23 protein-coding genes, 1 tRNA gene and 1 pseudogene are annotated in these 26905 nt (G+C 72.0%); 16 read left to right on the top strand and 9 right to left on the bottom strand.

Going from position 1 to position 26905, the window contains the following annotated elements; all coding sequences use genetic code 11:
- Positions 1-95 precede the first annotated feature (95 nt).
- Positions 96-1115, top strand: coding sequence for a hypothetical protein (locus tag HNR22_RS22855; RefSeq protein WP_179782058.1), 1020 nt, complete (start codon positions 96-98; stop codon positions 1113-1115).
- Between the two features lie 65 nt (positions 1116-1180).
- Here the strand turns inward: HNR22_RS22855 and HNR22_RS22860 are convergent, their stop codons facing one another.
- Both HNR22_RS22860 and HNR22_RS22865 read right to left on the bottom strand, forming a co-directional pair.
- Positions 1181-1759, bottom strand: coding sequence for a DUF4352 domain-containing protein (locus HNR22_RS22860; protein WP_179782059.1), 579 nt, complete (start codon positions 1757-1759; stop codon positions 1181-1183).
- A 457-nt stretch (positions 1760-2216) separates the two neighbouring features.
- Entirely contained in the window at positions 2217-2873 is a 657-nt protein-coding gene (locus HNR22_RS22865; protein ID WP_179782060.1) for a 4'-phosphopantetheinyl transferase family protein, read from the bottom strand.
- Between the two features lie 199 nt (positions 2874-3072).
- Here HNR22_RS22865 and HNR22_RS22870 point away from each other — a divergent pair, with 199 nt between their 5' ends.
- The gene (locus HNR22_RS22870; RefSeq protein ID WP_179782061.1) at positions 3073-3342 is read left to right on the top strand and encodes a hypothetical protein; all 270 of its coding nucleotides are present in this window, start codon (positions 3073-3075) and stop codon (positions 3340-3342) included.
- 45 nt (positions 3343-3387) lie between these two features.
- Here HNR22_RS22870 and HNR22_RS22875 read toward each other — a convergent pair whose 3' ends face one another.
- From HNR22_RS22875 to HNR22_RS22885, 3 genes are all read right to left on the bottom strand, one after another.
- Positions 3388-4170 (bottom strand): peptidase, encoded by a 783-nt coding sequence (locus HNR22_RS22875; protein ID WP_179782062.1) that lies wholly within the window; start codon positions 4168-4170, stop codon positions 3388-3390.
- Positions 4170-5453, bottom strand: coding sequence for a VWA domain-containing protein (locus tag HNR22_RS22880; RefSeq protein ID WP_179782063.1), 1284 nt, complete (start codon positions 5451-5453; stop codon positions 4170-4172). Before HNR22_RS22880 ends, HNR22_RS22875 begins: the two co-directional genes overlap by 1 nt.
- 403 nt (positions 5454-5856) lie before the next feature.
- Positions 5857-7518, bottom strand: coding sequence for a dolichyl-phosphate-mannose--protein mannosyltransferase (locus HNR22_RS22885; protein ID WP_246382648.1), 1662 nt, complete (start codon positions 7516-7518; stop codon positions 5857-5859).
- A gap of 132 nt (positions 7519-7650) precedes the next feature.
- Between HNR22_RS22885 and rsmI the strand changes: the two genes are divergently transcribed.
- The gene (gene rsmI / locus HNR22_RS22890; protein ID WP_179782065.1) at positions 7651-8499 is read left to right on the top strand and encodes a 16S rRNA (cytidine(1402)-2'-O)-methyltransferase; all 849 of its coding nucleotides are present in this window, start codon (positions 7651-7653) and stop codon (positions 8497-8499) included.
- A gap of 41 nt (positions 8500-8540) precedes the next feature.
- On the opposite strand, the gene HNR22_RS22895 is transcribed toward rsmI, so the two are convergent.
- Complete coding sequence (locus HNR22_RS22895; RefSeq protein ID WP_179782066.1) at positions 8541-9272, bottom strand: hypothetical protein; 732 nt, start codon at positions 9270-9272, stop codon at positions 8541-8543.
- Between the two features lie 581 nt (positions 9273-9853).
- Between HNR22_RS22895 and metG the strand changes: the two genes are divergently transcribed.
- Positions 9854-11656 carry a methionine--tRNA ligase gene (gene metG / locus HNR22_RS22900; RefSeq protein ID WP_179782067.1) on the top strand — a complete coding sequence of 601 codons (1803 nt, stop codon included), beginning with the start codon at positions 9854-9856 and terminating at the stop codon, positions 11654-11656.
- A gap of 46 nt (positions 11657-11702) precedes the next feature.
- Here the strand turns inward: metG and HNR22_RS22905 are convergent, their stop codons facing one another.
- Positions 11703-12941, bottom strand: a complete 1239-nt coding sequence (locus HNR22_RS22905) for a hypothetical protein (protein WP_179782068.1) — start codon at positions 12939-12941, stop codon at positions 11703-11705.
- A 75-nt stretch (positions 12942-13016) separates the two neighbouring features.
- Here HNR22_RS22905 and HNR22_RS22910 point away from each other — a divergent pair, with 75 nt between their 5' ends.
- The 6 genes from HNR22_RS22910 to HNR22_RS22935 all read left to right on the top strand — a co-directional run bounded on the left by HNR22_RS22910 (position 13017) and on the right by HNR22_RS22935 (position 19036).
- Positions 13017-13916 (top strand): TatD family hydrolase, encoded by a 900-nt coding sequence (locus HNR22_RS22910; protein ID WP_179782069.1) that lies wholly within the window; start codon positions 13017-13019, stop codon positions 13914-13916.
- Positions 13917-13962: 46 nt separating this feature from the next.
- Positions 13963-14832, top strand: a complete 870-nt coding sequence (gene rsmA / locus HNR22_RS22915; RefSeq protein WP_179782070.1) for a 16S rRNA (adenine(1518)-N(6)/adenine(1519)-N(6))-dimethyltransferase RsmA — start codon at positions 13963-13965, stop codon at positions 14830-14832.
- An 87-nt stretch (positions 14833-14919) separates the two neighbouring features.
- Positions 14920-15870 (top strand): 4-(cytidine 5'-diphospho)-2-C-methyl-D-erythritol kinase, encoded by a 951-nt coding sequence (locus HNR22_RS22920; RefSeq protein WP_179782071.1) that lies wholly within the window; start codon positions 14920-14922, stop codon positions 15868-15870.
- Positions 15871-15990: 120 nt separating this feature from the next.
- Positions 15991-17799 (top strand): ABC-F family ATP-binding cassette domain-containing protein, encoded by a 1809-nt coding sequence (locus HNR22_RS22925; RefSeq protein ID WP_088951421.1) that lies wholly within the window; start codon positions 15991-15993, stop codon positions 17797-17799.
- A 100-nt stretch (positions 17800-17899) separates the two neighbouring features.
- Complete coding sequence (locus HNR22_RS22930) at positions 17900-18355, top strand: DUF4383 domain-containing protein (RefSeq protein ID WP_179782072.1); 456 nt, start codon at positions 17900-17902, stop codon at positions 18353-18355.
- Between the two features lie 204 nt (positions 18356-18559).
- On the top strand, positions 18560-19036 hold the full coding sequence (locus HNR22_RS22935; protein ID WP_179782073.1) for a DUF4383 domain-containing protein: 477 nt from the start codon (positions 18560-18562) through the stop codon (positions 19034-19036).
- Positions 19037-19092: 56 nt separating this feature from the next.
- Here HNR22_RS22935 and HNR22_RS22940 read toward each other — a convergent pair whose 3' ends face one another.
- Both HNR22_RS22940 and HNR22_RS22945 read right to left on the bottom strand, forming a co-directional pair.
- Positions 19093-19806: a TetR/AcrR family transcriptional regulator gene (locus HNR22_RS22940; RefSeq protein WP_218908216.1), complete on the bottom strand. Its 714-nt coding sequence runs from the start codon at positions 19804-19806 to the stop codon at positions 19093-19095.
- A gap of 223 nt (positions 19807-20029) precedes the next feature.
- Entirely contained in the window at positions 20030-20995 is a 966-nt protein-coding gene (locus HNR22_RS22945; protein WP_179782074.1) for an acyl-CoA desaturase, read from the bottom strand.
- A 371-nt stretch (positions 20996-21366) separates the two neighbouring features.
- Between HNR22_RS22945 and HNR22_RS22950 the strand changes: the two genes are divergently transcribed.
- The 6 genes and pseudogenes from HNR22_RS22950 (at position 21367) to HNR22_RS22975 (ending at position 26896) form a co-directional block, all read left to right on the top strand.
- A tRNA-Gln gene (locus HNR22_RS22950) sits at positions 21367-21438 on the top strand.
- Between the two features lie 110 nt (positions 21439-21548).
- Positions 21549-23162, top strand: a pseudogene (glmU, locus tag HNR22_RS22955) (bifunctional UDP-N-acetylglucosamine diphosphorylase/glucosamine-1-phosphate N-acetyltransferase GlmU).
- Positions 23163-23220: 58 nt separating this feature from the next.
- Entirely contained in the window at positions 23221-24201 is a 981-nt protein-coding gene (locus HNR22_RS22960; protein WP_030329105.1) for a ribose-phosphate diphosphokinase, read from the top strand.
- Between the two features lie 344 nt (positions 24202-24545).
- Positions 24546-25244 (top strand): 50S ribosomal protein L25/general stress protein Ctc, encoded by a 699-nt coding sequence (locus HNR22_RS22965; protein ID WP_179782075.1) that lies wholly within the window; start codon positions 24546-24548, stop codon positions 25242-25244.
- 71 nt (positions 25245-25315) lie between these two features.
- Positions 25316-25930 (top strand): aminoacyl-tRNA hydrolase, encoded by a 615-nt coding sequence (pth, locus tag HNR22_RS22970; RefSeq protein WP_218906615.1) that lies wholly within the window; start codon positions 25316-25318, stop codon positions 25928-25930.
- 135 nt (positions 25931-26065) lie between these two features.
- Entirely contained in the window at positions 26066-26896 is an 831-nt protein-coding gene (locus HNR22_RS22975; protein WP_099850392.1) for an inositol monophosphatase family protein, read from the top strand.
- The last annotated feature ends 9 nt before the right edge of the window (positions 26897-26905 follow it).

The raw sequence follows: 26905 nt of genomic DNA on the forward strand, positions 1-26905 counted from the left end.
CGTCCCCGACACACCGCAACCGTGAAACCCACTCAGCCGTGCAACCCGTATCAGTCAACGCCCGGAAGCGCTCGGGTCGATCACGGGGAGCAAGGATGAATCGAAGCATTCGACGCGGGATGCTCGCAGCCGCCGCCACCGGTCTGCTGGCCACCTCTCTCGGCGTAGCGGTCTCGGGGTCGGCGACCGCCGCGCCCGGCGGAACGGCTCTGCGCGCCTGCAAGATCAGTACGCTGCCGTACCCGGCCGACACCTATCGCGCCGACGCGAACGCGGTCGACCCGACGGGTCGCTACGTCGCGGGCACCGCCCTTCGGCGTGGCGAGATCGACAACCAGTACCTGCTGCTGTTCTGGGACGGGCAGCGGGTCACCGAAGTCGAGGTGCCGCCCATGGCTGAGCCGGTCGACGTCAACGCCGACGGCGTCGTGATCGGCAACGGTTCGGCGCCGGGCACCGGCATCGGCCAGCCGTGGATCTACCGCGACGGCAAGCTCGAGCAGTTGCCGGTGCTGCCGTCCACCGGCATCTTCGTCTCCGCCATCAACGATGCCGGTGACATCGTCGGCTACGGCTCGGACATCGTCGACGGGGAGTATGTCGGGCTGCGCTGGCCGGCTGCCCGTCCGGGCACGGTCGAGGTGCTCGACGCCCCGGTCAACGCCCAGCCGAGTGGGATCACGGACAACGGGACCATTGTCGGTAGCGCCGGGCCGTTCGGAGACTGGAACGGCTGGGTCCGCCGATCGAACGGCCGGATCGACGCGCTCACGGTCCCGGGTGCCGGGTCGACCACAGTCACCGCGGCGGCCGGCCGCTGGGCGATCGGCCAGGTGTGGCTGGACGACACCGGCTCGACGAGGGTGCGGTGGGACCTCCGGAACGGCTCGTACACGTTGCTCGACCCGGAGATGCCGGCACTGAACGACGTCAACGCCAAGGGTGTCGTGGTGGGCGATGACCGCGTTGCCAGGGGTACCACCTCCCGGGTCCTGCCGGGCGGCGGTGAGGGGGTGGGCGTCGGTGCGCGGTCCATCTCCGACACGGGCACGATCGTCGGGTTCCGCAACGTCCTCGCCGACCGGGTGACCCCGGTGCGCTGGACGGGCTGCTGACCCACCGACTCGCTCAACAATGTGGGGCCGGCCCGTCGGGGCCGGCCCCACGTCGTGTCAGCGCGTCACGGCTTCCAGGAACCGGCGGTCTCGAACCTGTGCTGGTACTCCAGCACCCCCGAGGTGTCGGGTACGTCGAACACCACGCTGCCGGTGCGCATGGTGCCGGCGGTCAGGTCGTCGGCGGGGGGCATCGGCCTGCCGCACCCGGAGAAGGCCCCGGCGATCGCGTTGGCCTCGGTGCCGTCGGCGGCGACCCACTCGAAGAAGAGCGGGTTCGCCGAAGCCGTGCCCTTGGTGACGGTCAGCGTCACGTCGGCGATCACGTACATGCCCTCGTCGGGCTTGAGGCCGTATGGAGCGCACGGCTTGGTGGCGGTGCTGAACTTCGTCACGGTGATCTCGATGGTGCCGCCGTCACCATCGATGACCAGGGTGTCTCCGGGTGCCATGTTGCGAGTGTCGCCGCTGGCCGTCGACGAGGGAGCTTTGGCCGACGGCTGGGCGGCGCCCTGGGTCACCGCGGGGGTGGGGCGTGCCTCGGTCACCTTGTGCGCGGCCCGGTTGGCGCCGATGACGACCGCCACGATGCCGCCGGCGCAGCTGAGGAGGGTGAGAACGGCCGCGGTGACGGCGACAGCCACGACTGTCTTCTTGGAGCCCTGCGTCGGCGCTGCCGGCGGTGCGAGGAGTGGATGACCCGGCCCGCCGAATGCCGGGTAACCTCCGCCAGCGCCGACGTACCCACCGCCAGCCGTCGGGTACGCGGTGCCCGAGAACGGCGGCTGCGACGCGCTACCCGCTGCCGACCACGGGCTGGGCGGCAGTGGTGTCCGCGGGGCCGCCGTGTCGACAATGGACTGCGGCTGTGTCGCGGGGGACGACTGCGTCGGTGGCTCCGGGTTCGGGTGCTGGGGGTCCTGCGGCCCGGCGGGGGGCTGGGGGTGGGTCACCGTACTCCTTGACGCCTCGGTACGTGCGGTTCGGGAACCCGCCGACGCTACCGTGCGTGGCCGATCGCCCGGTCGCCGCGCCGGATTCCGTCCCACCGTCTGCGGCGACCCTCGCTCCGGTCCGGTCACCATGGACGGTGTCCGGGAATCAGCCCAGCGGGAGCACTGCGGCGGTGCGGACCAGCCCGTCGGCGACCACGAACCGGCCGACGATGGTTGTCGGCGGAGCCTCGACCGTCGCGGCGTCCACCCGGGCCGGTGCGATGCGGGCCGTGAACGTGCCGGCGTCCGGGTCGACGTCGAGCTGGGCGTCACGGAAGCCGAGCCACGTCCCGACCACCGGGTACCACACCTTGTAGACGGTCTCCTTGGCGCTGAACAGGACGACCGGCCAGGAGGTGCCGCCGGGCAGCCGTGCGCAGAGGGCATCCTCCTCGGGCAGCAGCACCATTCTGCGTACTCCCAGGTCGACCTCGTGGTGCTGCTCGGCGTCCATTCCGACGGACCGGACATCGGTGGTGAGCGCCGCCGCGGCGGCGCAGTAGCCGGTGGTGTGGGTGATGGTGCCGACCACCCCGGCCGGCCAGACGGGCGCGCGGTCGGGGGCGGCCGGCACGGCGGTCGGTGGCAGGCCGAGACCGGTCATGGCCCGGCGGGCGCAGGCCCTGCCAGCGGCGAAGTCCCGCCGACGGGTCTGCACGGCCCGCTCGCTGAGGCACGCCTGCTCGGCGGGGAGCAGTTCGCCGACCCAGTCGTCCGGCCCGGCCACGGCCACGGCCACTATTGACGGCAAAAGGTCACGCATGGCGACGGCCTACTGACCGGTAGCAGTGGAGAATCCTGTCAACCGTCAAATTTCCGACTCCCACGACGGGAGAAGGTACCGCAAAGATGTAACACCGGAGGGACGTGCCGTCCCTCTCTGATGGCTCCGGGGGGACCACCATCAAGAACTGGTCGGGTAGGACAGCCGCCAGTCCCGTGGACATCTGGAAGGACGTGCGATGACCGATGGTGCGGAACGGTCGGGGGTGCGGGTGGACGATCACGCCCCGAAGACCCCCTGCTGGAGCTGCGGCTCCTGCGGCGACGAGTGGCCGTGCGCGACGAAGCGCAGCCGGCTGCTGGCGGAGTACGGGAGTGACCGCGCGATGCTCAGCGTCTATCTGGGTTCCTGTCTCGCCGCCGCCACGGAGGATCTGCGCGCCGCGCCGGTGATGTCGCTCCAGGATCGGTTCATCGGCTGGTTGCCACGCGGCTCCCGCCGGGGTTGAACCGCTGGTGGCCCCACCTTCGGGCGGGGCCACCAACGGGGCGGTTCAGCGACGCCGGGGCCGCCGGGTCGCCGCGAAGCCGACCACGCCGGCCACCGCGGCGAGCACGCCGCCGATGCCGGTCCAGACCCACCGCGAGCCGAGATCCGGCAACCGGTCCGCCAGCGAGTCACCCTCGTCGCCAGCCTCCGGGTCCGCCACGGGTACGGCGTTGAGCACCGTGCCCGCCTTGGTGTTCGGCACCAGCGGCGCGGCCAACTCACCGTCGTCGGCCGAGGCGCCCCGGTCGGCGACCGTGCCGACCAGCAGGTCCACGTCGATCGGTGCGCCCAGATCCGGCTCGGGCAGATCGATCACGGAGAGCCTGATGACGTACGTCCCGGGCAGTGGATCGGCCGACCAGGGCTCCGCCCACGGTCGTACCTCGCGCAACGTGCAGCCCAGCGCCACGCTCGACGCCTTCGCGTCCACGGTCGGGGTCTGTGCCCCGGCGGTGCACGCCTGCCGCCGGCGCAGCCCGTCGAACACGTCGACCGTCCAGGTGGAGGCACCGCTGCGCCCCTTCGCGAACGTGACGGTGGCGGCGATCTCGTGCACCTGGCCGGCTTTCGCCGGGAACGCCCAGTAGAGGTGGTCGCCGATCGACGCATCCACCCGCACCGGTTGCCCCGCGGCGATCGGGGTGGCGCTGAGGAACGACGTGCCGGCCCGGTTCACCGGTGTGGCGCCCGGGGAGGGGCTCGGGGCGGCGACGGCCGAGGCGGGGAGCAGCGCGGCCCCGCCGGCGGCGAGCAGCGCCGCCAGCGATCGGAACACGGCGGTACGCATCAGTTCTCCCTCCAGGTGGCGACCCACCAGCGGGTGAGCAGCCCGGCGATCAGGCCGGTGAGCAGCCCGGCGACGGTGAGCAGGGCGAGCAGCACCCAGCCTCGACCGAGGTCCGGGCCGTCCGGTGCGGGCGCGGCGGCGACCACGTCGATGGTCAACTCCACCGGCATGCCCGGGGTGGCTGCGGTGCCCGGGCGCGGGGCGAACGAGTTGCTCACCACCAGGCAGACGGTGGTGGGTTCGACGACCGGCGCGGAACTCTCCTCGGCCTTCGCGGCATCCTCGTCGTCGGCGCTGGCCGACCAGCGCAGCCCGGCGGAGAGCACGTCGGCCCGCCCGCTGCCGGCGTCCGCGCCGCGAACCAGCTCCCGGCCGTCCGCCGCAGTGGCCCGCAGCAGCACCCCGTAGTCCCGGTTCACCTGTCGGTCCAGCGCGATGCTCACCGACGCGCGCAGCTCCTGCCCGGGGCGTACCGGCACCCGGTAGTAGCGGTGCTCGGAGAACGCCTCCCGGTCGGCGTAGACGCCGGGGGCGAGCAGCGGCGCCGAGTCGCAGACGTTCGTGCCGCCGACCACCGTCGGGGCGCGGGTGTTCGTGTCGCCGGCCCGCTCGACGAGCTGTTTGATCCGTCCGGTCAGCTCCTCGGCGCTCTGCGCGGCGGTGTAGGTGCCGCCGGTCGCGCTGGCGATGCAGAGCAACTGCTTGCGGACCTTCTCGTCGGGGGCCAGACCGAGGGTGTCGACGACCAGGCTGGTGCCCTGGGCGGCCAGCTCCCGGGCCACCTCGCACGGGTCCGGCGGGGCGCAGGTGTCCTCGCCGTCGGTGATCAGCACGATCCGTCGGGTGGTGGCCCCTCGGCCCAGGTCCTCCGCGGCGGAGCGCAGTGCGAGGCCGACCGGTGTGAATCCGGTCGGCCGCAGCGTCGCCACCGCAGCCTTGGCCGCGGACCGGTCCACCGGGCCTACCGGCACGATCTGCTGAGTGTCCTGGCAGCCGACCTTCTTGTCCTTGCCGCGGTAGGTCGCGCCGAGCACCCGGATGCCGAGCTGGGTCTCCTCCGGCAGCGCGTCAACGACCTCGTTGAAGGCCTGCTGGGCAACGGAGATCCGGCTGCGCCCGTCGATGTCGGCGGCGCGCATCGAGCCACTGACGTCGAGCACCAGCTCGACCCGGGGCGGCTCGGGTACCGGCTCCTCGTCGGCCTGCGCCGGGGCGGGCCCGGCCAGTGCGGTGGTCGCCAGCAGCCCGAGAAGGACCGCCGTCGATCGTCTGAAGTTGATCACGGCCCGCAGTGTAGTGAGATCCACTTTGGATGATCGTCTGGGTGGGGCGTGGATCGGACCCCCGGCACCTCCAACCAGGTCGATGACCGCCTCCGACCGGGCGTTTCCGCGCTCTGGGTCCACGCCAGGTCACCCTCGGTCAACTGCAGGGGGGTGGGCGTCGGCCCGGCCACCATTGGTCGGAAATCTGACCCAAGTCGACCCGTTGTGCCGGTGGTGTGCGGTGGTTAAGCTCTTCATGCGCGCCCCAATCGCCCGCTTCCCCCGTGGCAGGCGATCGGGGCGCGCGTCTTTGTCGAAAGGCCCCGCACGGTCACAGTGCCCGCAGGGTCGAGAAGGGCCCGCACGCTTCGGCGTGCGGGCCCTTCTCCGTCGCGCTGTGCGGCGCGTCGCCTGTCGGTGCTTATATCCACCGACCGTCGAGCCACATCCGGGACAGCCAGTCCGAGTACGGAATCACCTTGCCGACGAAGATCGGATAGAAGTACGCGAAGCAGAGCCCCACCAGCAGCACGTACGCCCCGGCCGCGATGCTGCCCACCAGTCGACGTTCGTAGCTCGGGTCGCCGGGCACCAGCGGCGCCACCTCACCCACGTCACCCCCGGCGGGCGCGATCAGCGCGCCGAGCACGTACACCACGGCAAGCACCAGGAACGGCAGTGCCGGCGCGGCGTAGAACGAGAACATCGTGCGGCCGTCGAGGGCGAACCAGAACCAGGGCAGCAGCCCCGCCGCCACGGTCAGCAGGATCGCGCCGGCCCGCCAGTCCCGGCGGGCCAGGCCCAGCCAGGCCAGCGCCGCCAGGGCGGGCAGGAACGACCACCAGAGCAGCGGGGTGCCGAGCAGCAGGATCTCCGAGGCGCAGGTCGGTGCGCCGCAGGCGCCGTCACCGGACCAGTGGAACGCCACCGGCCGGCCGAGCAGCAGCCACTGCCACGGCCACGACTGGTATTTGTGCGCGTCGTCGAGCTGGGCGTGGAAGCCGTACGCCGCCCGGTGATACTCGAAGAGGTTGATCAGCGGCCCGATCACCGGGCGGTCGCTGAGCGGGGCGCTCGGGTAGGCCGACGCGAGCCGGTAGTAGCCGTCGTCGGTGAGCAGCCAGCCCGACCAGGTGGCGACATAGGTGGCCAGCATGAGCACACCGGCGAGGACCAGCCAGGGCAGCTCGTCGAGCAGGGTGTCCCGCCAGGGCCGGCGGACCCCCGCCGAGCGGCGGACGCCGACCTCCCAGAGGATCACCAGCAACGCGAAGACCGGCACGAAGTACAGAGCGCTCCACTTCACCGCGCAGGCGCAGCCGATCAACACCCCGGCTGCCAACCGCCACCACGGCCAGGTGCGCCAACCGGTCGGCGGCCGGCCGGCACGGCCCGGCTGGCTCGGGTCGAGCCCGTCGTCCAGCGCCCGCGCCCAGCGGCGACGGCGGGCGTCCCGATCGAGCACCAGCGCGCCGAACGCGGCCAGCACGAAGAAGAGCAGGAAGATGTCGAGCAGCGCCGTACGGGACAGCACCAGGTGGAAGCCGTCCAGGGCGAGTAGCAGGCCGGCGGCGCAGCCGAGCACCGTCGAGCGGAACATCCGCCGACCGATGCGGACCAGCAGCAGCACCGACAGGGTGCCGATCACGGCCGCCGAGAAGCGCCAGCCGAACTCCGGCGTGGTGGTGAGCAGGTGCCCGGGAACGGAGACCTTCGACTCGGCGTCCTGATAGCCGAAGGCCCACTCGCCGAGGCCGATGAGCCACTTGCCCAGCGGTGGGTGCACGACGTACGACGGGACGTTGTCCTTGTAGTTCCATTCGACGCCCCGGCTGATCAGCCCGTAGCCGTCCTTGGCGTAGTACGTCTCGTCGAAGATCTTCGTCTTGATGCTGGACAGCCCGACGAAGCGCAGGATCGCCGCGATGGCCACCACCACCGCCGTGGCTAGCCAGGAGAACCGGTCCACCTGGCTGTCGACGGTGGCGAACCTTCGCCGGAGCACGGCGGACGCGCCACCGCCACCGGCACTCGGTGCCGTCGGCTCCTGGGTGGGGCTGGGCTCGCCCGTCACCTCGACCATCTTGGCAGGCTCGGCACTCGGGCTCTGCGCTGTCGACGCACTCGTCACCCGGCGATCGTAGGCTGCCAAGGTGTCCTGTGGCGCCCGTCGTCCCTGATACCGGTATTCGCTGTCGATGAAGGAGACGAATTCGTGGGTGAAAAGTCCGAAGCTGGGCGCCTGATCCTGCTCGGTGCCCCGCTCGGCAACCCCGCCGACGCCTCGGCCCGACTCCGGGAGGTGCTGAGCACCGCCGACGTGGTCGCGGCCGAGGACACTCGCCGGCTGACCCGGCTGGCCCGCGACCTCGACATCACGGTCGGCGGCCGGATCGTCTCCTACTTCGAGGGCAACGAGGAGCGGCGCACCCCCGAGCTGGTCGAGGTCATCCTCGGCGGGTACGTGGTGGCACTGGTCACCGACGGGGGGATGCCGAGCGTCTCCGACCCCGGCTACCGGCTGGTCCGGGCCGCACTTGACGTCGGGGCGCCGGTCACCGTCGCCCCCGGGCCCAGCGCGGTCACCACCGCGCTGGCGGTCTCCGGGCTGCCCTGTGACCGGTTCTGCTTCGAGGGCTTCCTGCCCCGCACCCCCGGCGCCCGGCGAACCCGGCTGCGCGCGCTCGCCGCCGAGGAACGCACGCTGGTCTTCTTCGAGGCCCCGCACCGGATCGGTGCGGCTCTCACCGACCTCGCGGACGCGTTCGGCGCGGACCGGCCGGCCGCGCTCTGCCGGGAGCTGACCAAGACCTACGAGGAGGTGCTCCGCCGCCCCCTCGGCGAGCTGGCCCGGTGGGCCGCGGAGGGAGACCCGCGGGGCGAGATCACCCTGGTGGTGGCCGGTGCGCCGGTGATCGCCCCGGAACGCCCCGACGACGACACCCTGCGCGCGGCCGTCGCCGAGCGGGAGGCCGCCGGCCGGTCCCGCCGGGACGCCATCACCGACGTCGCCACCGAGTACGCGCTGCGCCGGCGCGACGTCTACACCATCGTGCACAGCTGACCCCGGCGCCCGGCCGTGCCGGGGTTCACCGGGCGGTGCGTTCACCAGGCGGAGGCCAGGAAGCCGACGGTGATCAGCACGGGGCCGGCGATGGCCGCGGTGACGGCCCAGCGGCGGTGCCGACGGCCGGGCAGCCGCGCCGACCCGGTCCACCGGACGATGCCGGCCGTGCAGGCCAGCACCACCAGCAGACCGGGCAGCCAGCGAAGGTGTCGGCCCACTCCGGTGTCCGCGTACGCGGTGCCGGCGTCCGGACCGGTCATCCGTGCCGGCACCGGTGTACCGCTCGCGTTCTCCCCGGCGGGTACGCCGCTGACCCGTACGCCGTGCGCGATGAACCGCCCGTCGTCGGCCGTGAACGTGCCCCGACACCGTTGGGTGAGGCCGTCACCGGTGCAGCCGTCGAGCATCACAGTGCCCACCCGGGCGTGCCCGACGGCGAGCCAGAACGGGCCGGCGCTGACCCAGGCGAAGAAGGCCGCCACCAGGCTCAGCGTCACCAGCGCGGCGAGCCCGGGCAGCGGATCGGGCGGTCGGGCCGTACGGCTCGGTGCCCGGCGGCCCACCGGGCGAAAGCCGCGGTCCCGGGACGGCTCCGGGTCCTCCCGCACCGGGGTGCCGTCCCAGTGCACCTCCTCGATCGGCGCCCAGAAGGCAGAATCGTCGTCCGGCGTGTCACCGTCGGACCGGCCCTCCCGTTGCAGGCGGCTCTGCTGGCGGACGGGCACTCGACGCGGCACCGCGTCCACCGGCGCGCCGGTGGTGGGTTCCATCTCGACGGCCTCCGTGGCGGCGGGTGCCGAGCCGACCGGGGGGCCCGGTGAGCCGGGTCGGGCCGGGCTCGGTACGGGTGCCGGCGGGGTCGGCCGGGCCGGGGTGGGTACCGGCGCGCCCGGCGTGGGCCGGGCCGGGGTGACGGCGAGCTCCGCAGCCTCCTCCCGCCCCGACGTGACCGCCTGCCCCGACGACGTGGCCTGCGGCTCCTCGTGTCGGTCGGCCCCGGGCCGTGGGGCGGGGCTCGGTCGCGGGCTGGGACTGGGGCGCGACGCGGAACCCGGGTCGGCTCCGGGCACCAATCGGGGCTGGGGCGCGACCCCGGCACTGCGGGGCGAGGCGGGGTCGGGGCCACTGTCGTCGTCGACCGTCGGGCCGGTGCGACGGTCCTCGTGGTCCCGTGCCGCTCGTCTGCCAGTCACGACGTTCATTGCACACCCGTCCGGGAGGCGGAACGGGCAGCTCGACCGCGTGTCGGCGACAAATCGGACCAATGGTGGAGGTGGTCCGCCCGGTCCGCCGGCCCGGCACCCCCCATTGGTTCGCGGGCGCCCCGGGCGGGTCACTAGGCTTGCTGCTCATGAGTCACGTTCTCGCGGCAGTGGCCTGGCCGTACGCCAACGGCCCCCGCCACATCGGCCACGTCTCCGGTTTCGGCGTTCCCTCCGACGTCTTCGCCCGGTACATGCGGATGGCCGGCCACGACGTGCTCATGGTCTCGGGCACCGACGAGCACGGCACCCCGATCCAGGTGCAGGCCGACGCCGACGGGGTGACCCCGCGCGAGCTGGCCGACCGGTACAACAGGGTGATCGTCGAGGACCTGCACGGTCTCGGCCTCTCCTACGACCTGTTCACCCGCACCACCACCCGCAACCACTACGCGGTGGTGCAGGAGTTGTTCGAGGGGATGTACCGCAACGGCTACATCGTGCCCAAGACCACCATGGGCGCCATCTCCCCGTCCACCGGCCGCACCCTGCCCGACCGTTACATCGAGGGCACCTGCCCGATCTGCGGGTACGACAGCGCCCGGGGCGACCAGTGCGACAACTGCGGCAACCAGCTCGACCCGATCGACCTGATCGACCCGAAGTCACGAATCAACGGGGAGACCCCGAAGTTCGTCGAGACCGAGCACTTCTTCCTGGACCTGCCCGCGCTGGCCGAGGTGCTGCGGCAGTGGCTGGACACCCGGGAGGGGTGGCGGCCCAACGTGCTGCGGTTCTCCCGCAACCTGCTCGACGACCTCCAGCCCCGGGCGATCACCCGTGACCTGGAGTGGGGCGTGCCGATCCCGCTGGACGGCTGGCGGGACCGGCCGGACAAGCGGATCTACGTGTGGTTCGACGCGGTGATCGGCTATCTGTCCGCCTCGATCGAGTGGGCTCGCCGCTCCGGCGACCCGGAGGCGTGGCGGCAGTACTGGTCCGCCGACGGTGAGGGCAAGGACGCCCGGTCCTACTACTTCATGGGCAAGGACAACATCGTCTTCCACTCGGTCATCTGGCCGGCGCTGCTCTCCGGATACTCCGGTGAGGGCTCCCGCGACGGTGCGCCGGGCGAGCTGGGTCGGCTCAACCTGCCCACCGAGGTGGTGTCGAGCGAATACCTGACCATGGAGGGGCGCAAGTTCTCCTCGTCCCGCAAGGTGGTCATTTACGTTCGTGACTTCCTGGAGCGCTACGACGCCGACGCGCTGCGATACTTCATCGCCGCCGCCGGCCCGGAGAGCAACGACACCGACTTCACCTGGGCCGAGTTCCTCCGCCGCAACAACGACGAGCTGGTCGCCGGCTGGGGCAACCTGGTCAACCGGTGCGTCTCGATGGCGGCGAAGAACTTCGGCGAGATCCCGCCGGTCGACCCGGCCGGGCTCACCGAGGCCGACGAGGCACTGCTCGCGACCGCTCGGGCCGGCTTCACCACAGTGGGCGACCTGATCGGTCGGCACCGCCAGAAGCAGGCCATCGGTGAGGCCATGCGGGTGGTCGCCGAGGCCAACAGGTACCTGTCCGAGCAGGCCCCGTGGAAGCTCAAGGGCGAGGCGGACAAGCCCCGGATGGGCACCATCCTGCACGTCGCCCTCCAGGTGATCAGCGACGCGAACACGCTGCTCACCCCGTTCCTGCCGCACTCGGCTCAGCAGGTGCACGAGCTGCTCGGCGGCACCGGTGTGCACGCGCCGATGCCCGTCATCGAGCAGGTCGACGACCTGGACGGCGGTCCGTCGTACCCGGTGCTCACCGGGGACTACACCGTCGGCGCGCGCTGGGAGTCGGTGTCGATCGAGGCGGGCCGGCCGCTGGCGGCGCCGAAGCCGGTGTTCCGCAAGCTCGACCCGTCGATCGTCGACGAGGAGCTGGCCCGACTGGCCGACTGAACGCACGCCGCCCCCGGCGGCAGGGCATCCGGCCGCCGGGGGGGCGTCACATCACGTAACGGGTGTCCATCACCTGGTCGTCGCTCACCTCGGCGCCCGGTGCCCAGGTCTCGTAGATGCCTCGGTCGTGACACTGCGCGCCGGTGGCGACCACGGTGTCCGGGTCCGGGAAGCGCAGCCGCAGCCGCAACCAGCCGGCCTCCTCGCGCAGCACCAGGCACGGCACGCCCCGCCACTGGGCGAACCGGAGCCGGCGGGCCACCGCGTCCACCGGGTAGCGGGCCGCCCTGGTCATGGCCAACACCCGGAACCCGCCGGGCAGGTCGGCCACCGCCTCGTACTCCGTGTCGCCGTAGAGGCCCACCAACTGGGTGGAGCGCGGGGCGTCGCCGGTCGGCACGTACTCCTGGTCGGGGGAGAGGCCCGGCACCGCGGCGAGCAGGTGCCGCCACTGCGGGCCCACCATCCGCAGCCATGCGCGCTGCTCGGCCTGGTAGCTGTAGAGCACCACCTCCACCCCCTCGGCGGGGTAGGCGAGAAGGGTGGCGTTCGCCGGCATCGGCAGGTCGGCGAAGTCCCGGGTGATGAACTCGGGGATGAGCTGGCCGTTGCTCGGCACGAAACCGGTGCCCAGCACCGGTGGGCCCAGCCGGTCCCGGGACGCCAGCGCCGTCAGCCCCCGGTGCGCCTCGCCCACCGGCACGTCGTAGTCGCCCGGGTCGGCGGCCCGCCAGCGCAGCGCGTACGCCACGTCCGAACCGTCCCGCCCGACGTCGCCGTCGGTGCGCAACACCGTGGTCGCCGTCGGCGTACGCAGGTGCGCCACGTCGTGCTCGCGGTAACAGAAGCCGTGCGGCAGCCAGCCCCGCACGTACCCGGCGAGCTGCCGGGCGGAGAGCACCTTCACCATCCTGGTGCCCCGCCGCACCACCGCCGAGGCACGCACCGCGGTCAGGACGGGGTCGCCCGCCGCGGAGGGCTGCTGGCTGAGCTGGTGTACGTGCGTCCAGCCGCGTTCCCGGTGCGCCGGCATCATCAGCGGTGTCTCCGGCTCCTCGGCCGGCTCGGTCGCCCCGTGCACCGCGCTCGCCTCGGTGACGTGCACGAACCGGCGCCACGGCAGGGCGCTGCCCGGTCGGGGCGCCCGCTCGAAGCCGGCCACCTCCTCGGCGCTGAACAGCTCGTACGCGGCGCCCCGGGCGATCTCCTCGGCCGGGTACACGCCGCCGCCGAACGCCACGCGCAGCCCGGTGCGCTCACTGGCGGGACTGCTGAGCTCGCTCACCCGGCGACGGTAGAGTCGCGCGGCGTAGTCGAGGTGAACGTCGGGTGGCGGGCAGATGGCCAGGCCCGGTGTGTGATGCTGTCGCTGATGAGCGAGCCCACTGAATCCCGCCGAGAGCGTGCCGCCCGGCGGGCCGGAGAGTTTCCGCCCGCCCCTGAGCCGCTGCCCCGGCCGGTGCTGGACAGCCACACCCACCTGGACATCACCGTCAGCGAGGCCGGCGTGCCCGGCGGCGGGCCATCCGACGACCCGGTGGGCACGGCGATCGCGCTGGCCACCAAGGTCGGCGTGGACCGGCTGGTCCAGGTGGGCGTGGACGTCGCCTCCTCCCGGTGGGGCGCGGACACCGCCGACCGGTATCCCGCGGTGCTGGCCACCGTCGCGCTGCACCCCAACGAGGCGCCCCGCCTCGCCGACCTCGACGAGGCGTTGCGGCAGATCGAGTCGCTGGCCGCCCGCGACCGGGTCCGGGGGATCGGCGAGACCGGGATGGACTTCTTCCGGACCGGCGACGAGGGGCGTGCCGCGCAGGAGGAGAGCTTCCGGGCGCACATCGCCATCGCCAAGCGGTATGGCAAGGCGTTGGTCATCCACGACCGGGACGCGCACGCGGACGTGCTGCGGATCCTCGACGACGAGGGCGCTCCCGACCGGGTGGTGCTGCACTGCTTCTCCGGTGACGCCGACTTCGCCCGCGAGTGCGTCCGCCGAGGCTACCTGCTCAGCTTCGCCGGCACCGTGACCTTCGGCAGCGCCACCGCGCTGCGCGAGGCCGCCGCGCTCACCCCGGTCGACCAGATCCTGGTGGAGACCGACGCCCCGTACCTCACCCCGACGCCGCACCGCGGCCGGCCGAACGCCTCGTACCTGATCCCGCTGACCGTCCGCGCGCTCGCCGCGACCACCGGCAGTGACCTGGACGAGCTGTGCGCGGCCATCTCCGCCACCGGCGACCGTGCCTTCGGGCCGTGGTGAGCCCGGGCCGACGGTCGGCCCCGACGTCGCCGCTACGCTGCCAGGCATGACCGGTCTCCTCGGCCCGGCGGAGATCCGGGAACTCGCCGCCCGGCTGGGCGTCGCGCCCACCAAGAAGCTGGGCCAGAACTTCGTGCACGACCCGAACACCGTGCGCCGGATCGTCACCGCCGCCGGGCTCACCCCCGACGACGTGGCCCTGGAGGTCGGCCCCGGCCTCGGCTCGCTGACCCTGGGGCTGCTGCCGGTCGCCGGGCACGTGCACGCCGTGGAGATCGATCCGGTGCTCGCCGGGGCGCTGCCGGAGACCGCCGCGCGGCACGCCGGGGCGGACGCCGACCGGCTCACCGTGCACCGCGCGGACGCCCTGCGCATCGACGCCGCCGAGCTGGCCGACCCACCGCCGACCGCGCTGGTCGCGAACCTGCCCTACAACGTGGCCGTGCCCGTGGTGCTGCACCTGCTCGCCGTGCTGCCCACCCTGCGGCACGGCCTGGTCATGGTGCAGAAGGAGGTCGCCGACCGGCTGGTCGCCGGTCCCGGCTCCAAGGTGTACGGCATCCCGTCGGTCAAGCTCGCCTGGTACGCCCACGCCCGGGGCGCCGGCAAGGTGCCGCCGAACGTGTTCTGGCCGGTGCCCAACGTCGACTCCGGTCTGGTCGCCTTCACCTGCCACGAACCGCCCCGAACCGACGTACCCCGGGAAAGGGTCTTCGCCGTGGTCGACGCGGCGTTCGCGCAGCGGCGCAAGACGCTGCGCGCCGCGCTCGCCGGTTGGGCCGGTAGCGCGGACCGGGCCGCCGCCGCGCTCACCGCGGCCGGCGTCGACCCCGGCGCCCGGGGGGAGTCACTGACCGTCGAGCAGTTCGCCGCCATCGCCGCGTCGGCTCCGGTCGGTACGCCGGCCGCGAAGTAGGCTGACGCCCGTGCCCGCCGAGGACGCCGAGGAGCAGATTGTGGCCAACCCCTTCGACATCCGCCTGCGCGTGCGGGACCTCACCCCGTGACCGAGGCCTGGCGACCGGACGGCGAGGACGAGCGACGCGGGTCCATCGGGCCGGTGAAGGTCCGGGTGCCCGCGAAGGTCAATCTGCACCTCGGGGTGGGCCCGTTGCGCCGCGACGGCTACCACGAGCTGAACACGATCTACCACGCCATCTCGATCTACGACGAGCTGACGGCCCGTCGGGGTGACACCCTCGCCCTGACCATGGAGGGTGAGGGCACCGGCGAGCTGGCCCTGGACGACACCAACCTGGTGATCCGCGCCGCGCACGCCCTCGCCGGGTACGCGGGCGTGCTGCCACACGCCCGGCTGCACCTGCGCAAGCAGATCCCGCTCGCCGGTGGGCTGGCCGGCGGCAGCGCCGACGCCGCTGCCGCTCTGGTGGCCTGCGACGCGCTCTGGGGCACCGGGCTGTCCCGCGACGAGCTGGCCGGGATCGCCGTCGACCTCGGCTCCGACGTGCCGTTCCTGATCTACGGTGGCACCGCGCTGGGCACCGGCCGGGGCGAGGCGATCAGCCCCGTGCTGGCCCGCCCGACCTCCTGGCACTGGGTGGTGGCGATCGCCGACGGGGGCCTCTCCACTCCGGCCGCGTACCGCGAGTTGGACCGGCTGCGCGACTCCGGCGCCGCCGGCGCCCCGCTGGGCTCCACCGACGCGTTGCTGGGCGCGCTGCGTCAGCGCGACCCCCGGGTGCTCGCCCGGACGCTCGGCAACGATCTTCAGGACGCCGCCCTGGCCATGCGCCCGGCGCTGGCCGACACCCTCAAGGCCGGCGAGGCGGCCGGCGCGCTCACCGGGATCGTCTCCGGCTCCGGCCCGACCTGCGTGTTCCTCACCGCCGACGCGGCCGACGCGGAGCGGATCGCCGCCGAGCTGAACGCCGCGGGTGTGTGCCGGGAGGCGCGGGTCGCGCACGGGCCGGTCGCCGGCGCCCGCATCGGCTGACGGGTCGTCCCACCCGGCCTGCGGGCGCGCGGCGCGGGCGTCCGGGGCGTCCGCGTACCCTTGAGGCAGGCGTCCAGGTGCCCGCCGGCACCGGGACGCCTTGATCATGAAGGGTGGAACGTGGCGAACATCGTCAATCTGGACCGGGTGTCCAAGGGGTACGGCGCCGCCGGGCGGCTGCTCACGGACGTCTCGCTCGGTCTGGACGACGCCGACCGGATCGGCGTGGTCGGCCTCAACGGCGCCGGCAAGTCCACCCTGCTGCGGCTGCTCACCAAGCAGGAGGACCCCGACGACGGCCGGGTGACGCACCGCCGCGACCTGCGCGCGCTCTGGCTGCCGCAGCAGCTCACGCTCGCCCCCGACGCCACCGTCCGGGACGTCGTGCTCGGCACCGCCTGGCTCAACGAGGGCATGGGCGCCGAGCACGAGTGGGCCGGCGACGCCGGCGTCCGCGGCATCCTCGACGGCCTCGGCATGCCGCACCTCGGCCTCGACCAGCCGGTCGGCCCGATGTCCGGTGGCGAACGCCGCCGGGTGGCGCTCGCCGCGCTGCTCGTCCGCGACTCCGACCTGCTCATCCTCGACGAGCCCACCAACCACCTCGACGTCGGCGGTGTCGACTGGCTGGCCCGGCACCTGGTCGGCCGCAAGGGCGCCCTGGTCGTGGTCACCCACGACCGGTGGTTCCTCGACGCGGTCTGCACCACCACCTGGGAGGTCGCCGACCAGACCGTTCGCGCCTACGAGGGTGGGTTCGCCGCGTGGACCCTCGCCCGCGCCGAGCGCGAGCGCGTCGCCGCCGCCACCGAGGCCCGCCGGCAGAACCTGCTCCGCAAGGAGATCGCCTGGCTGCGCCGTGGCCCGCCGGCCCGGACGTCCAAGCCCCAGTTCCGCATCGACGCCGCGAACGCGTTGATCGCCGACGTGCCGCCAGCGCGGGACACCATGTCCCTGCAGCGCATGGCCACCTCACGGCTCGGCAAGCAGGTGTACGACCTGGAGAACGTCGAGCTGCACGCCGGCCCCAAGGAGATCCTGCGCGACGTCACCTGGCTGGTCGGCCCCGGTGACCGGATCGCCATCCTCGGCGCCAACGGCGCCGGCAAGACCACGCTGTTGCGGATGCTCGCCGGCATCACCCGCCCCGACGGCGGCCGCCTCGGCACCGGCTCCACCGTGCGGCCCGCGTTCCTCTCCCAGGAGCTCACCGAGCTGCCCGGGCACCTGCGGGTGCTGGAAGCCGTCGAGGAGGTCGCCCGCCGGGTCCAGCTCGGTGACCGGGAGGTCTCCGCCGCGCAGCTCGCCGAGGTGTTCGGCTTCGACGACCGCCGACTCTGGACCCCGGTCAGTGACCTCTCCGGTGGGGAACGCCGCCGGTTGCAGATGCTGCGGCTGCTCGCCGGAGAGCCCAACGTGCTGCTCTTCGACGAGCCCACCAACGACCTCGACACCGACACCCTCGCCTCGCTGGAGGACCTGCTCGACTCGTGGCCCGGCACGATCATCGTGGCGAGCCACGACCGCTACCTGATCGAGCGGGTCACCGACACGGCGTACGGGATGTTCGGCGACGGTCGCCTGGTGCACCTGCCGGGCGGGGTGGACGAGTACCTTGCCCGGACCGCGGAGCGGGCCGGCTCCGCCCCCCGGGTCGGCGTGAACCCGACCGCCGCTCCCACCGGCCCGAGCGCGGGTGGCATGTCCGCTGCCGAGGTCCGCCAGGCCCGCAAGGAGCTGAGCCGGCTGGAACGGCAGCTCGGCAAACTCGACCAGCGCGAGACCACGCTGCTCGGTCAGCTGGCGGCGGACGCCACCGACTATGCCCGGGTGGCCGAGTTGGACACCCAGCTCAAGGATCTGCGCGCCGAGCGGGAGCGGATCGAGGAGAGCTGGATGACCCTCGCCGAGGACCTGCCGGAGAGCTGACCGGGCCAGGCACGCCGGGCGAGGACCGTGTGCGGCGTCACACCGCCACATGCGAGACAATCGTCGGCGACACCTACCCCACGGCGTTGGAGACACAGACATGGCACACACCCCCGTCAACCACCCCGCGCGGCCGATCTACCGGGCGATCGGCGGGCTGACCGGTCTGTACCTGGTGGTCTTCGGTGTGCTCGGCATCATCGCGAGCATGGGCGACGAGATCCTCGCCCAGGACGACACCCGGGTCCTCGGTCAGGGCACCAACCTCGGCTTCTCGCTGCTCAGCGTGCTGTTCGGGATCGTCGTGCTGGTCGGCACGGCGCTCGGCCGCAACATCGACGTGGCGATCAACCAGTGGCTGGCGTACGCCCTGATGGTGATCGGCCTGGCCGGTCTCGCGTTCATCCGGACCGACGCCAACATCTTCAACTTCAGCATCACCACCGTGATCGTGGTGCTGTCGGCTTCCCTGGTGCTGCTGATGGTCGGCATGTACGGCAAGGTCGGGTCCGAGGATGAGGCGGAGGCGTTCCAGAAGGCTCGTCTCGTTCTCTGAGGTTCCTCCTTGGTTGCGGTGGTGGTTTTCGCCGGAGCCCGAGCTGCTCCGGGCGGTCAGGCTTGATCCCTGCGCAGCTCGGGCTCCGGCGAAAACCTGACCTGGTCCGGTCTGCGGCGGACCTTCCGCCATTGTGGTTTTCCGGACAGTCGGCTCTGCCTGGGCGACAATCCTCCTGAAACGGTTGATTCAGGGGGTCTCGGCATGCCGCACTTTCCGGTGAACCATCCGGCACGGCCGCTCTACCGGGTCCTGTCCGGTCTGATCGGCGTCTACATCCTGGTCTTCGGCGTCTGGGGCGTCGCGGAGACGATCGGTGACCCGCTCTTCGCCCGGAGCAGCACCTGGGCCCTCGGACTCCGGACCAACCTGGCCTTCTCGCTCGCCTCGGTGATCTTCGGTGTCGTCCTGATCATCGGGGCGTCCCGGCGCAGCAACCTCGGCCACTACATGAACCTCATCGCCGGTGTCGTGTTCCTGGTGACCAGCATCCTGATGATGTCCGTGCTCCAGACCGAGGCGAACTTCCTCAACTTCTCGATGTCGACAGTGGTGGTGTCGATGCTGTTCGGCCTGATCCTGCTCGGCACCGGCCTCTACGACAAGATCGGCCCACCGGAGCACGCAGAGGCGGAGTTGGAGCGCCGCAAACACCCGGTGGCCGACGCGCACCGCCGCTGATCGGGCGCAGTGGCACCGCCGTTCACCGGCCTCGGTGGCACCGGTCGTTCCTGGGCTCAGTGGCGCCGGCTGGTGATCAGCGTCGGCTTCGCCTCCAGGTGCGACAACCCGTTCCAGGCCAGGTTGACCAGGTGCGCCGCTACCGTCTCCTTGCGCGGCTTGCGGACCTCCAGCCACCAGCGCCCGGTCAGTGCCACCATGCCGACCAGCGCCTGCGAGTACAGCTCGGCGAGCTTCGGGTCGTACCCGCGGCTCTTGAACTCGGCGCCCAGGATGTGCTCGACCTGGTGGGCCACATCGTTCATCACGCTGCTGAAGTTGGCAGTGCCGGACATCAGCGGCGACTCGCGGACCAACACCCGGAAGCCGCTGGCGTCCTCCTCGATGTAGCCCAGCAGGGCCAACGCCGCCTGCTCCAGCAGCTCTCGGGGGTGCCCGGCGGTCAGCGCCGTGGTGATCCGGTCCAGCAGGGCGCGGACCTCGCGGTCCACCACCACCGCGTACAGGCCTTCCTTGCCGCCGAAGTGCTCGTACACCACCGGCTTGGAGACCTTGGCGCGGGCCGCCACCTCCTCGATCGAGGTGGCGTCGAACCCGCGCTCGGCGAAGAGCTGCCGGCCGGTCGCGATCAACTGCTCCCGCCGCTGGGCCGCCGACATGCGGACCCGGGAGGTGGGTTTGGCCTTGGTTGTCGCGGCCGGGGCCGGGGCCGGCGGCGTCACCCGTCGGCCGCCGGCACCGGCAGCATCGCCGTCACTGACCTCGGGCATGTCGCCGCCTCGCTGGCGCTCGGTGACGCCCTGCCGTGGAATGGTGCCTCCGCTGTGCCCGTTCACGTCGTCGCCTCACTGTCGGGCGTGCGACCGCCCTGCCGCGCCGTCCGACCGTACCCGGATCGGGCCCGGCTCCCCGTCTGCCGAGCCGTCCGGTCCCCCCGCGTGGCTCGGTCACCCGGCCATCCTGCCAGGCGACATCTCGGCGCACCGCCCGGTTTTACCGGGGTGCGACCGGCTTCACCAGCTTCGCGGCGAGGCGCTCCGGCTTTGGCCAGCGCACCTGCGTCGCGGCGCCGACCTTCTCGAACAGCCAGATGACCCGGGCGGAGATGTCCACCTGACCCCGCAGGACACCGTGCCGGGCGCTGGTCGGGTCGGCGTGGTGCAGGTTGTGCCAGCTCTCGCCGAACGACAGGATCGCCAGCGGCCAGAAGTTGGACGCTCGGTCGCCCTGACGCATTGCGAACGGGCGCTCGCCGTAGACGTGGCAGACCGAGTTGATCGCCCACGTGACGTGGTGCAGCAGACCGATCCGGACCAGCCCGGCCCAGAAGAACGCGGTCAGCGCGCCCTGCCACGACCAGGTCACCAGGCCGCCGATCAGCGCGGGGCCGAGCAGCGAGACGGCCACCAGCGCAGGGAAGAGCCGGTCGACCCGGCTGATGTCGCGGTCGGCGATGAGGTCCGGAGCGAAGCGCGCACGGTTGGACAGCTCCCGGCGGAACAGCCAGCCCACGTGCGCGTGGAACAGGCCTCGGGTCAACGCCCAGAAGCTGGTGCCGAAGCGCCACGGCGAGTGCGGGTCGCCCTCCATGTCGGAGAACGCGTGGTGTCGGCGGTGGTCGGCGACCCACTGGATGATCTCGCCCTGCACTGCCAGGGAACCCGCGACCGCCAGCGTCACCCGCAGCCACCGCTTGGCCTTGAACGAGCCGTGGGTGAAGTAGCGGTGGAAGCCGACGGTGATGCCGAGCCCGGAGACGACATACCAGACCAGGCCGATGACCACGTCGGTCCAGCCCAGCCAGCCGCCCCAGGCCACCGGCACGGCGACCAGCAGGGCGACGAAGGGGATCACCACGAAAGCCCAGAGGGCGGCCAGGATGCCGGAGGACTGGCTGCCGTCGGTGAGTGGCTTGGGGCCGGATCCGGCGGTGTTGGGATCGAGCAGAGCAGTGGACATGGGACCTCGCAGGGGGATGGTTACGATCACAAAGCTACGCCTACGTCACCGTAACTTACGGCACCGTAGATCGCACGAGGAAGTTCGAAATCCCCTCACGTGGCCGCCTATAGCCGCAGGTCAGGTGCCATCGTGGCGAGTAGGGCGGCGTCGTCCGTCGCGTTCGCTGAGAACGCGGTATCCCGGCACCCGCGATTCCCCGACATCCTGGGAACCGGGTTGATCATCGGGCGCCCCGTCCCAGGCTCTCGCCCGAGCTCCCACGTCGCCCCCGCTCCGCGGCGGGATGAACGATGGCGTCCGACGGCAGGGACGCTAAGGTGTAGCGGCGGGATGTTCATCCCCCCGATGCGACGTGCTCGCGTCGCTGATCGGCCGTGGTGTAATTGGCAACACCCGGGTCTTTGGTACCCGTATTTCAGGTTCGAACCCTGGCGGCCGAGCTGCCCATCTACGTCCTATTTAGGGGCCGGTGGGGGTAAGAGGAAGACAGGCCGGGCCTCGCGGTTAGCATGACCGCGAGAGTGTCCGCCGTCCCGACGGGAGCCACGTCGTGCCCCAGCCCCACCTTCGTACCGTCGTCGTTCTCGCCGCCGGTGAGGGCAAGCGGATGAAGTCGACACTGCCCAAGGTGCTGCACCCGCTGCTCGGCCGGACGCTGCTCGGTCACGTGCTGAGCGCCGCCGCGCCGCTGGCCGCGGACCGCACAGTCGTCGTGGTGGGGCACGGCGCCGACCAGGTCCGGGCCCACCTGAGCGAGGTCGCCCCGGACGCCACGCCCGTGCTCCAGGCCGAGCAACTCGGGACCGGGCACGCCGTGCGGATCGCCCTGGACGCCGTCCCGGACGGCGCCGGCACCGTCGTGGTGATCAACGGAGACGTGCCACTGCTGCGACCCGAGACGGTGGGCGCGCTGGTGACCGCGCACGAGCAGGCCGCCGCGGCAGCCACCGTGCTGGCCGCCGAGGTGCCCGACCCGACCGGGCTCGGTCGGATCGTCCGGGACGCCGACGGCCGCCTGGAGCAGATCGTCGAGGAGCGCGACGCCGACGCGACGCAGCGTGCGATCCGGGAGATCAACGCCGGCATCTACGCGTTCGACGCGGTACGGCTGCGCGAGGCGCTGAGCAAGCTCTCCACCGACAACGACCAGGGCGAGGAGTACCTGACCGACGTCTTCGGTCTGCTCCGCTCGGCCGGTGAGCCGGTCGCGGTGCACGTGGCCGACGACCACGTCGAGACGTTGGGCTGCAACGACCGGGTGGAGCTGGCGACGCTGCGCCGGCTGCTGCGCGACCGGGTCAACGAGGCGTGGATGCGTACCGGGGTGAGCCTGCTCGACCCCGCGACCACCTGGATCGACGTGACGGTGGCTCTGGACCGCGACGCGGTGGTCGACCAGAACACCCAGCTGCGCGGCGGCACGGTGGTCGGCGAGGGCGCGTTGATCGGGCCGGACGTCACGCTGGTCGACACGATCGTGGGCCCCGACGCGTCGGTGGTCCGCAGCCACGCCGTCGGCGCCGAGATCGGCGCGGGCGCCAGCGTCGGGCCGTACGCGTACCTGCGGCCGGCGGCCCGGCTGGCCGAGAAGGCGAAGGTCGGCACGTTCGTCGAGGTGAAGAACTCGCAGATCGGTGCCGGCTCGAAGGTGCCGCACCTGACCTACGTGGGCGACGCGACGATCGGCGAGCAGACCAACATCGGCGCCGCGTCGGTCTTCGTCAACTACGACGGCGTCAACAAGTACCGCACCGTTATCGGCAGCCACGCGCGCACCGGTGCGGACAACATGTTCGTGGCGCCGGTCGAGGTGGGTGACGGGGCGTACACCGCCGCCGGCTCGGTGATCGTCGACGACGTCCCGGCGGGCGCGATGGGTGTCGCCCGCGCACGTCAGCGCAACATCGAGGGCTGGGTCGTGAAGCGTCGCGCCGGCACGGCTGCGGCCGAGGCGGCGCAGCGGGCCCAGGACGCAAAGGGTGCGCAGCCGGCCGGCGATGCGGAGGGTGCACAGCCGAACGGCGATGCGAAGGGTGCGTAGCCGGCCGGCGACGCGAAGGGTGCGTCGGAGGCACCCGGCACCGCAAGCGACAGTGAGGCAATCCACGGGGTGACCGAGACGGTGGGCGGCGCATCCGGCTCGGGAGATACTGCAACCGAATAGTCCCCGACCCACCACCACCGGGTCGGGTACCGCCGACAAAACGGGAGCAGACGGGCCCATGGGCAGCATCGTCGCCGAAAACCGCAAAAGCCTGATGCTCTTTTCCGGACGTGGCTTTCCGGAGTTGGCCAAGGAGATCGGCGAGGTGCTCGGCGTCGCGCCGACCCCGGCCGACGCGTACGAGTTCGCCAACGGCGAGATCTTCGTACGGTTCAAGGACTCGGTGCGTGGTTCGGACGCCTTCGTGGTGCAGTCCGTCACGCACGGGGTGAACACCTGGGTCATGGAGACCCTGATCATGGTGGACGCGCTGAAGCGGGGGTCCGCCAAGCGGATCACCGTGGTGCTGCCGTTCTACCCGTACGCACGGCAGGACAAGAAGCACCGGGGTCGGGAGCCGATCTCGGCCCGGCTGGTGGCCGACCTGCTGAAGACCGCGGGTGCGAACCGCATCCTCACCGTCGACCTGCACACCGCGCAGATCCAGGGCTTCTTCGACGGCCCGGTGGACCACCTCTTCGCCATGGACATCCTGGCCGAGTACGTGGAGCACAAGTACGCCGGCCGGCCGATGACCGTGGTGGCCCCGGACTCGGGCCGGGTGCGGGTGGCCGAGCGGTGGACCGACCGGTTGGGCGGTTGCCCGCTGGCGTTCATCCACAAGACCCGTGACCCGATGAAGCCGAACCAGGTCGTGGCGAACCGGGTGGTCGGCGAGGTGGAGGGCCGGGTCTGCCTGATCGTCGACGACATGATCGACACCGGTGGCACGATCGCCAAGGCCGCCGACATCCTGAAGGAGTCGGGGGCGGCGGAGATCGTGGTCGCGTCCACCCACGCGCTGCTGTCCGACCCGGCCACGGAGCGGCTGAAGAACAGCTCGATCAGCGAGATCGTGGTGACCAACACCCTGCCGCTTCCGCCGGAGAAGCAGTTGGACAAGCTGACCGTGCTGTCGATCGCGCCGCTGCTGGCGCGGGCGATCCGGGAGGTCTTCGACGACGGCTCGGTGACGACCCTCTTCGGCGGCCTGAGCTGAGCATCGCGCGTCGGTGAGCCCCGTTTCCGCCACTCGCCGCGTCGGTGCAGGCGGGGCTGTCAAACTAGTGGAAACGGGGCCGGCGCGCTGGTGGGAGCACCACCGGCGCGCCGGTCTGGAGCCGTGAACGGGGACTGCCGGAAACCCTGGAAACAGCTCGGGTAGACTGGTGCGGTTGCCACGGCGAGGGTGCCCGGCGGGCCGCTGAAAAGCGCCGCACGGAGGCACCGTCATCGACGCGGTGCTCCGGGCAGTCGTTCATGACGCATGAGCCCCAGCGAGCCCCTCGCCCCAGCACCGCAAGACGACAAGCCGCCGCAGCGAAAAGCATCAGGAGTTTCCCCGTGTCCGAGGTAAAGATCAGCGCCGAGCCCCGCACCGAGTTCGGCAAGGGTGGTGCCCGCCGTACCCGCCGGGCCGGCAAGGTGCCTGCCGTGCTGTACGGCCACGGCGAGAAGCCCAAGCACATCGCGCTGCCGTCCCGGGAGTTCGCCGCCGCGATCCGCAAGGGCGGCGCCAACCAGCTCTTCGCGATCGACATCACCGACGGCACCCAGGTGCTCGCGCTGCCGAAGGCGATTCAGCGGGACCCGATCCGCGACACCTTCGAGCACGTCGACCTGATCCTGGTTCGCCGGGGCGAGAAGGTCACCGTCGACGTTCCGGTCCAGCTGACCGGCGAGGCCGCACGGGACACCCTGATCGTGCACGACCACGACACCCTCTCGGTGACCGCCGACGCCACCAAGGTTCCGGACCACCTCGAGGCGTCGATCGAGGGCCTGGAGCCGGGCACCCTGGTGACCGCCGGTGACGTCGAGCTGCCGGCCGGCGTCGAGCTGGCCGTCGACTCTGAGCTGACCGTCGCGTCGATCACCGCCGCCCCCACCGCCGAGCAGCTCGAGGCGACGCTGCCCGAGGTCGAGGTTGCCACCGACGAGGCCGAGGCCGAGGTCGGCGAGACCACCGAGGGCTCCGAGGGCGCGGACACCGCTGCCGCCGCCGAGGGCGCCGAGACCACCGAGGCGCGCACCGAGGCCTGATCGGTTCGTACTGTGCGACAGGCGTCCCCGGATGTTCGGGGGCGCCTGTCGGCGTATCGGGAGTCGGTGCGATGGACGTCGGGAGGGACAGGGTCGTGACGGACGAGGCGTGGCCGTGGTTGGTGGTCGGCCTGGGCAACCCCGGTCGGGAGTACGCCGGGAACCGGCACAACGTCGGGTTCATGGTGGCTGACCTGCTGGCCGGGCGAGTCGGCGCGCGGTTCGGGCGGCACAAGCGGGCGGTGGCCGAGGTGGCCGAGGCGCGGCTGGGGTTCGGTGGACCGAAGCTGGTGCTGGTCAAGCCACTGACGTACATGAACCTGTCGGGTGGGCCGGTGGCGGCTCTGGCCCAGTTCTACAAGGTGCCGACGACGCAGGTGATCGCGGTGCATGACGAGCTGGACATCGAGTTCGGTCAGGTGCGGATCAAGTTCGGCGGCGGTGAGGGCGGGCACAACGGCCTGCGTTCGATGTCGAAGTCGTTGGGCACGAAGGACTACGCCCGGGTGCGGTTCGGCGTCGGTCGACCGCCGGGGCGGCAGGATCCGGCGGATTACGTACTGTCGGATTTTGGCGCGGCGGAGCGCAAGGAAGTCGATTTCCTGGTGGACCGGGCCGCCGACGTGGTGGAGTCGGTGATCGTCAAGGGCGTGGAGCCGACGCAGAACCTCTACCACGGCAGTTGAGCCGGGCGGGGCGTACCGGATCGGAAACGGCGGGCCGGTAGTCTGCGCCTTTCGGCGTGTCGCGACCGTCGACGCGGGTCGTGGCGAATCGGTCCGTGCGGGCACGGGTCGCGGCGAGGCGACGGGAGCGGACAGATGACAAGTCCTCCGATGATCGATGGCGCGTTCGCCCGATGGTTGGCGTCCCGGGCCGGGCAGGCGTTGCTCGACCTGCGGACGGAGATGGGTTTCGCCGACGCGGGCGCGCTGAAGTCGGCCGGGGACAAGGTGTCGCACGACCTGATCCGCACGGAGCTGGCGAAGTGGCGGCCGGGCGACGCGGTGCTCTCCGAGGAGGACGAGGGCTCGCGGTTGGCCTGGGCGGCGGAGGTGAACACCGGAGCGGTGTCGCGGTTGACAGCGGACCGGGTGTGGATCATCGACCCGTTGGACGGCACCCGGGAGTTCTCCGAGGAGGGCCGCTCGGACTGGGCGGTGCACGTGGCGCTCTGGGCGCGTCGCGCGCCGAGCCCGCACGGGCTGGTCGCCGGGGCCGTCGGGCTGCCGGCCCAGCACCGGGTGCTGGGCACGGACTACCCGCCGGCGTACCCGCCGATGACGGTGGAGGCGGCGACAGCCGGCGAGCGGAAGATCCGCCTCGCGGCGAGCCGGAGCCGGCCGCCGGTCTTCCTCACCGACCTGGCCGAGGACGTCGGGGCGCACCTGGTGCCGATGGGCTCGGCCGGAGCGAAGATCGCCGCCGTCGTCACCGGCGAGGTGGATGCGTACATCCACGCCGGTGGGCAGTACGAGTGGGACTCGGCTGCCCCGGTGGCTGTGGCGACGGCCACCGGACTGCACGCTTCCCGGATCGACGGATCTGCGCTGAGATACAACGAGGCGGATCCGCGCCTGCCGGACCTCCTGGTCTGCCGCAAGGATCTCGCCACCCGGTTGCTTGCAGCGCTGCAGAGACATTCCGGGTAGCCTGAGCGC

This window comes from Micromonospora jinlongensis, from assembly GCF_013410645.1.
Classification (GTDB): domain Bacteria; phylum Actinomycetota; class Actinomycetes; order Mycobacteriales; family Micromonosporaceae; genus Micromonospora; species Micromonospora zamorensis.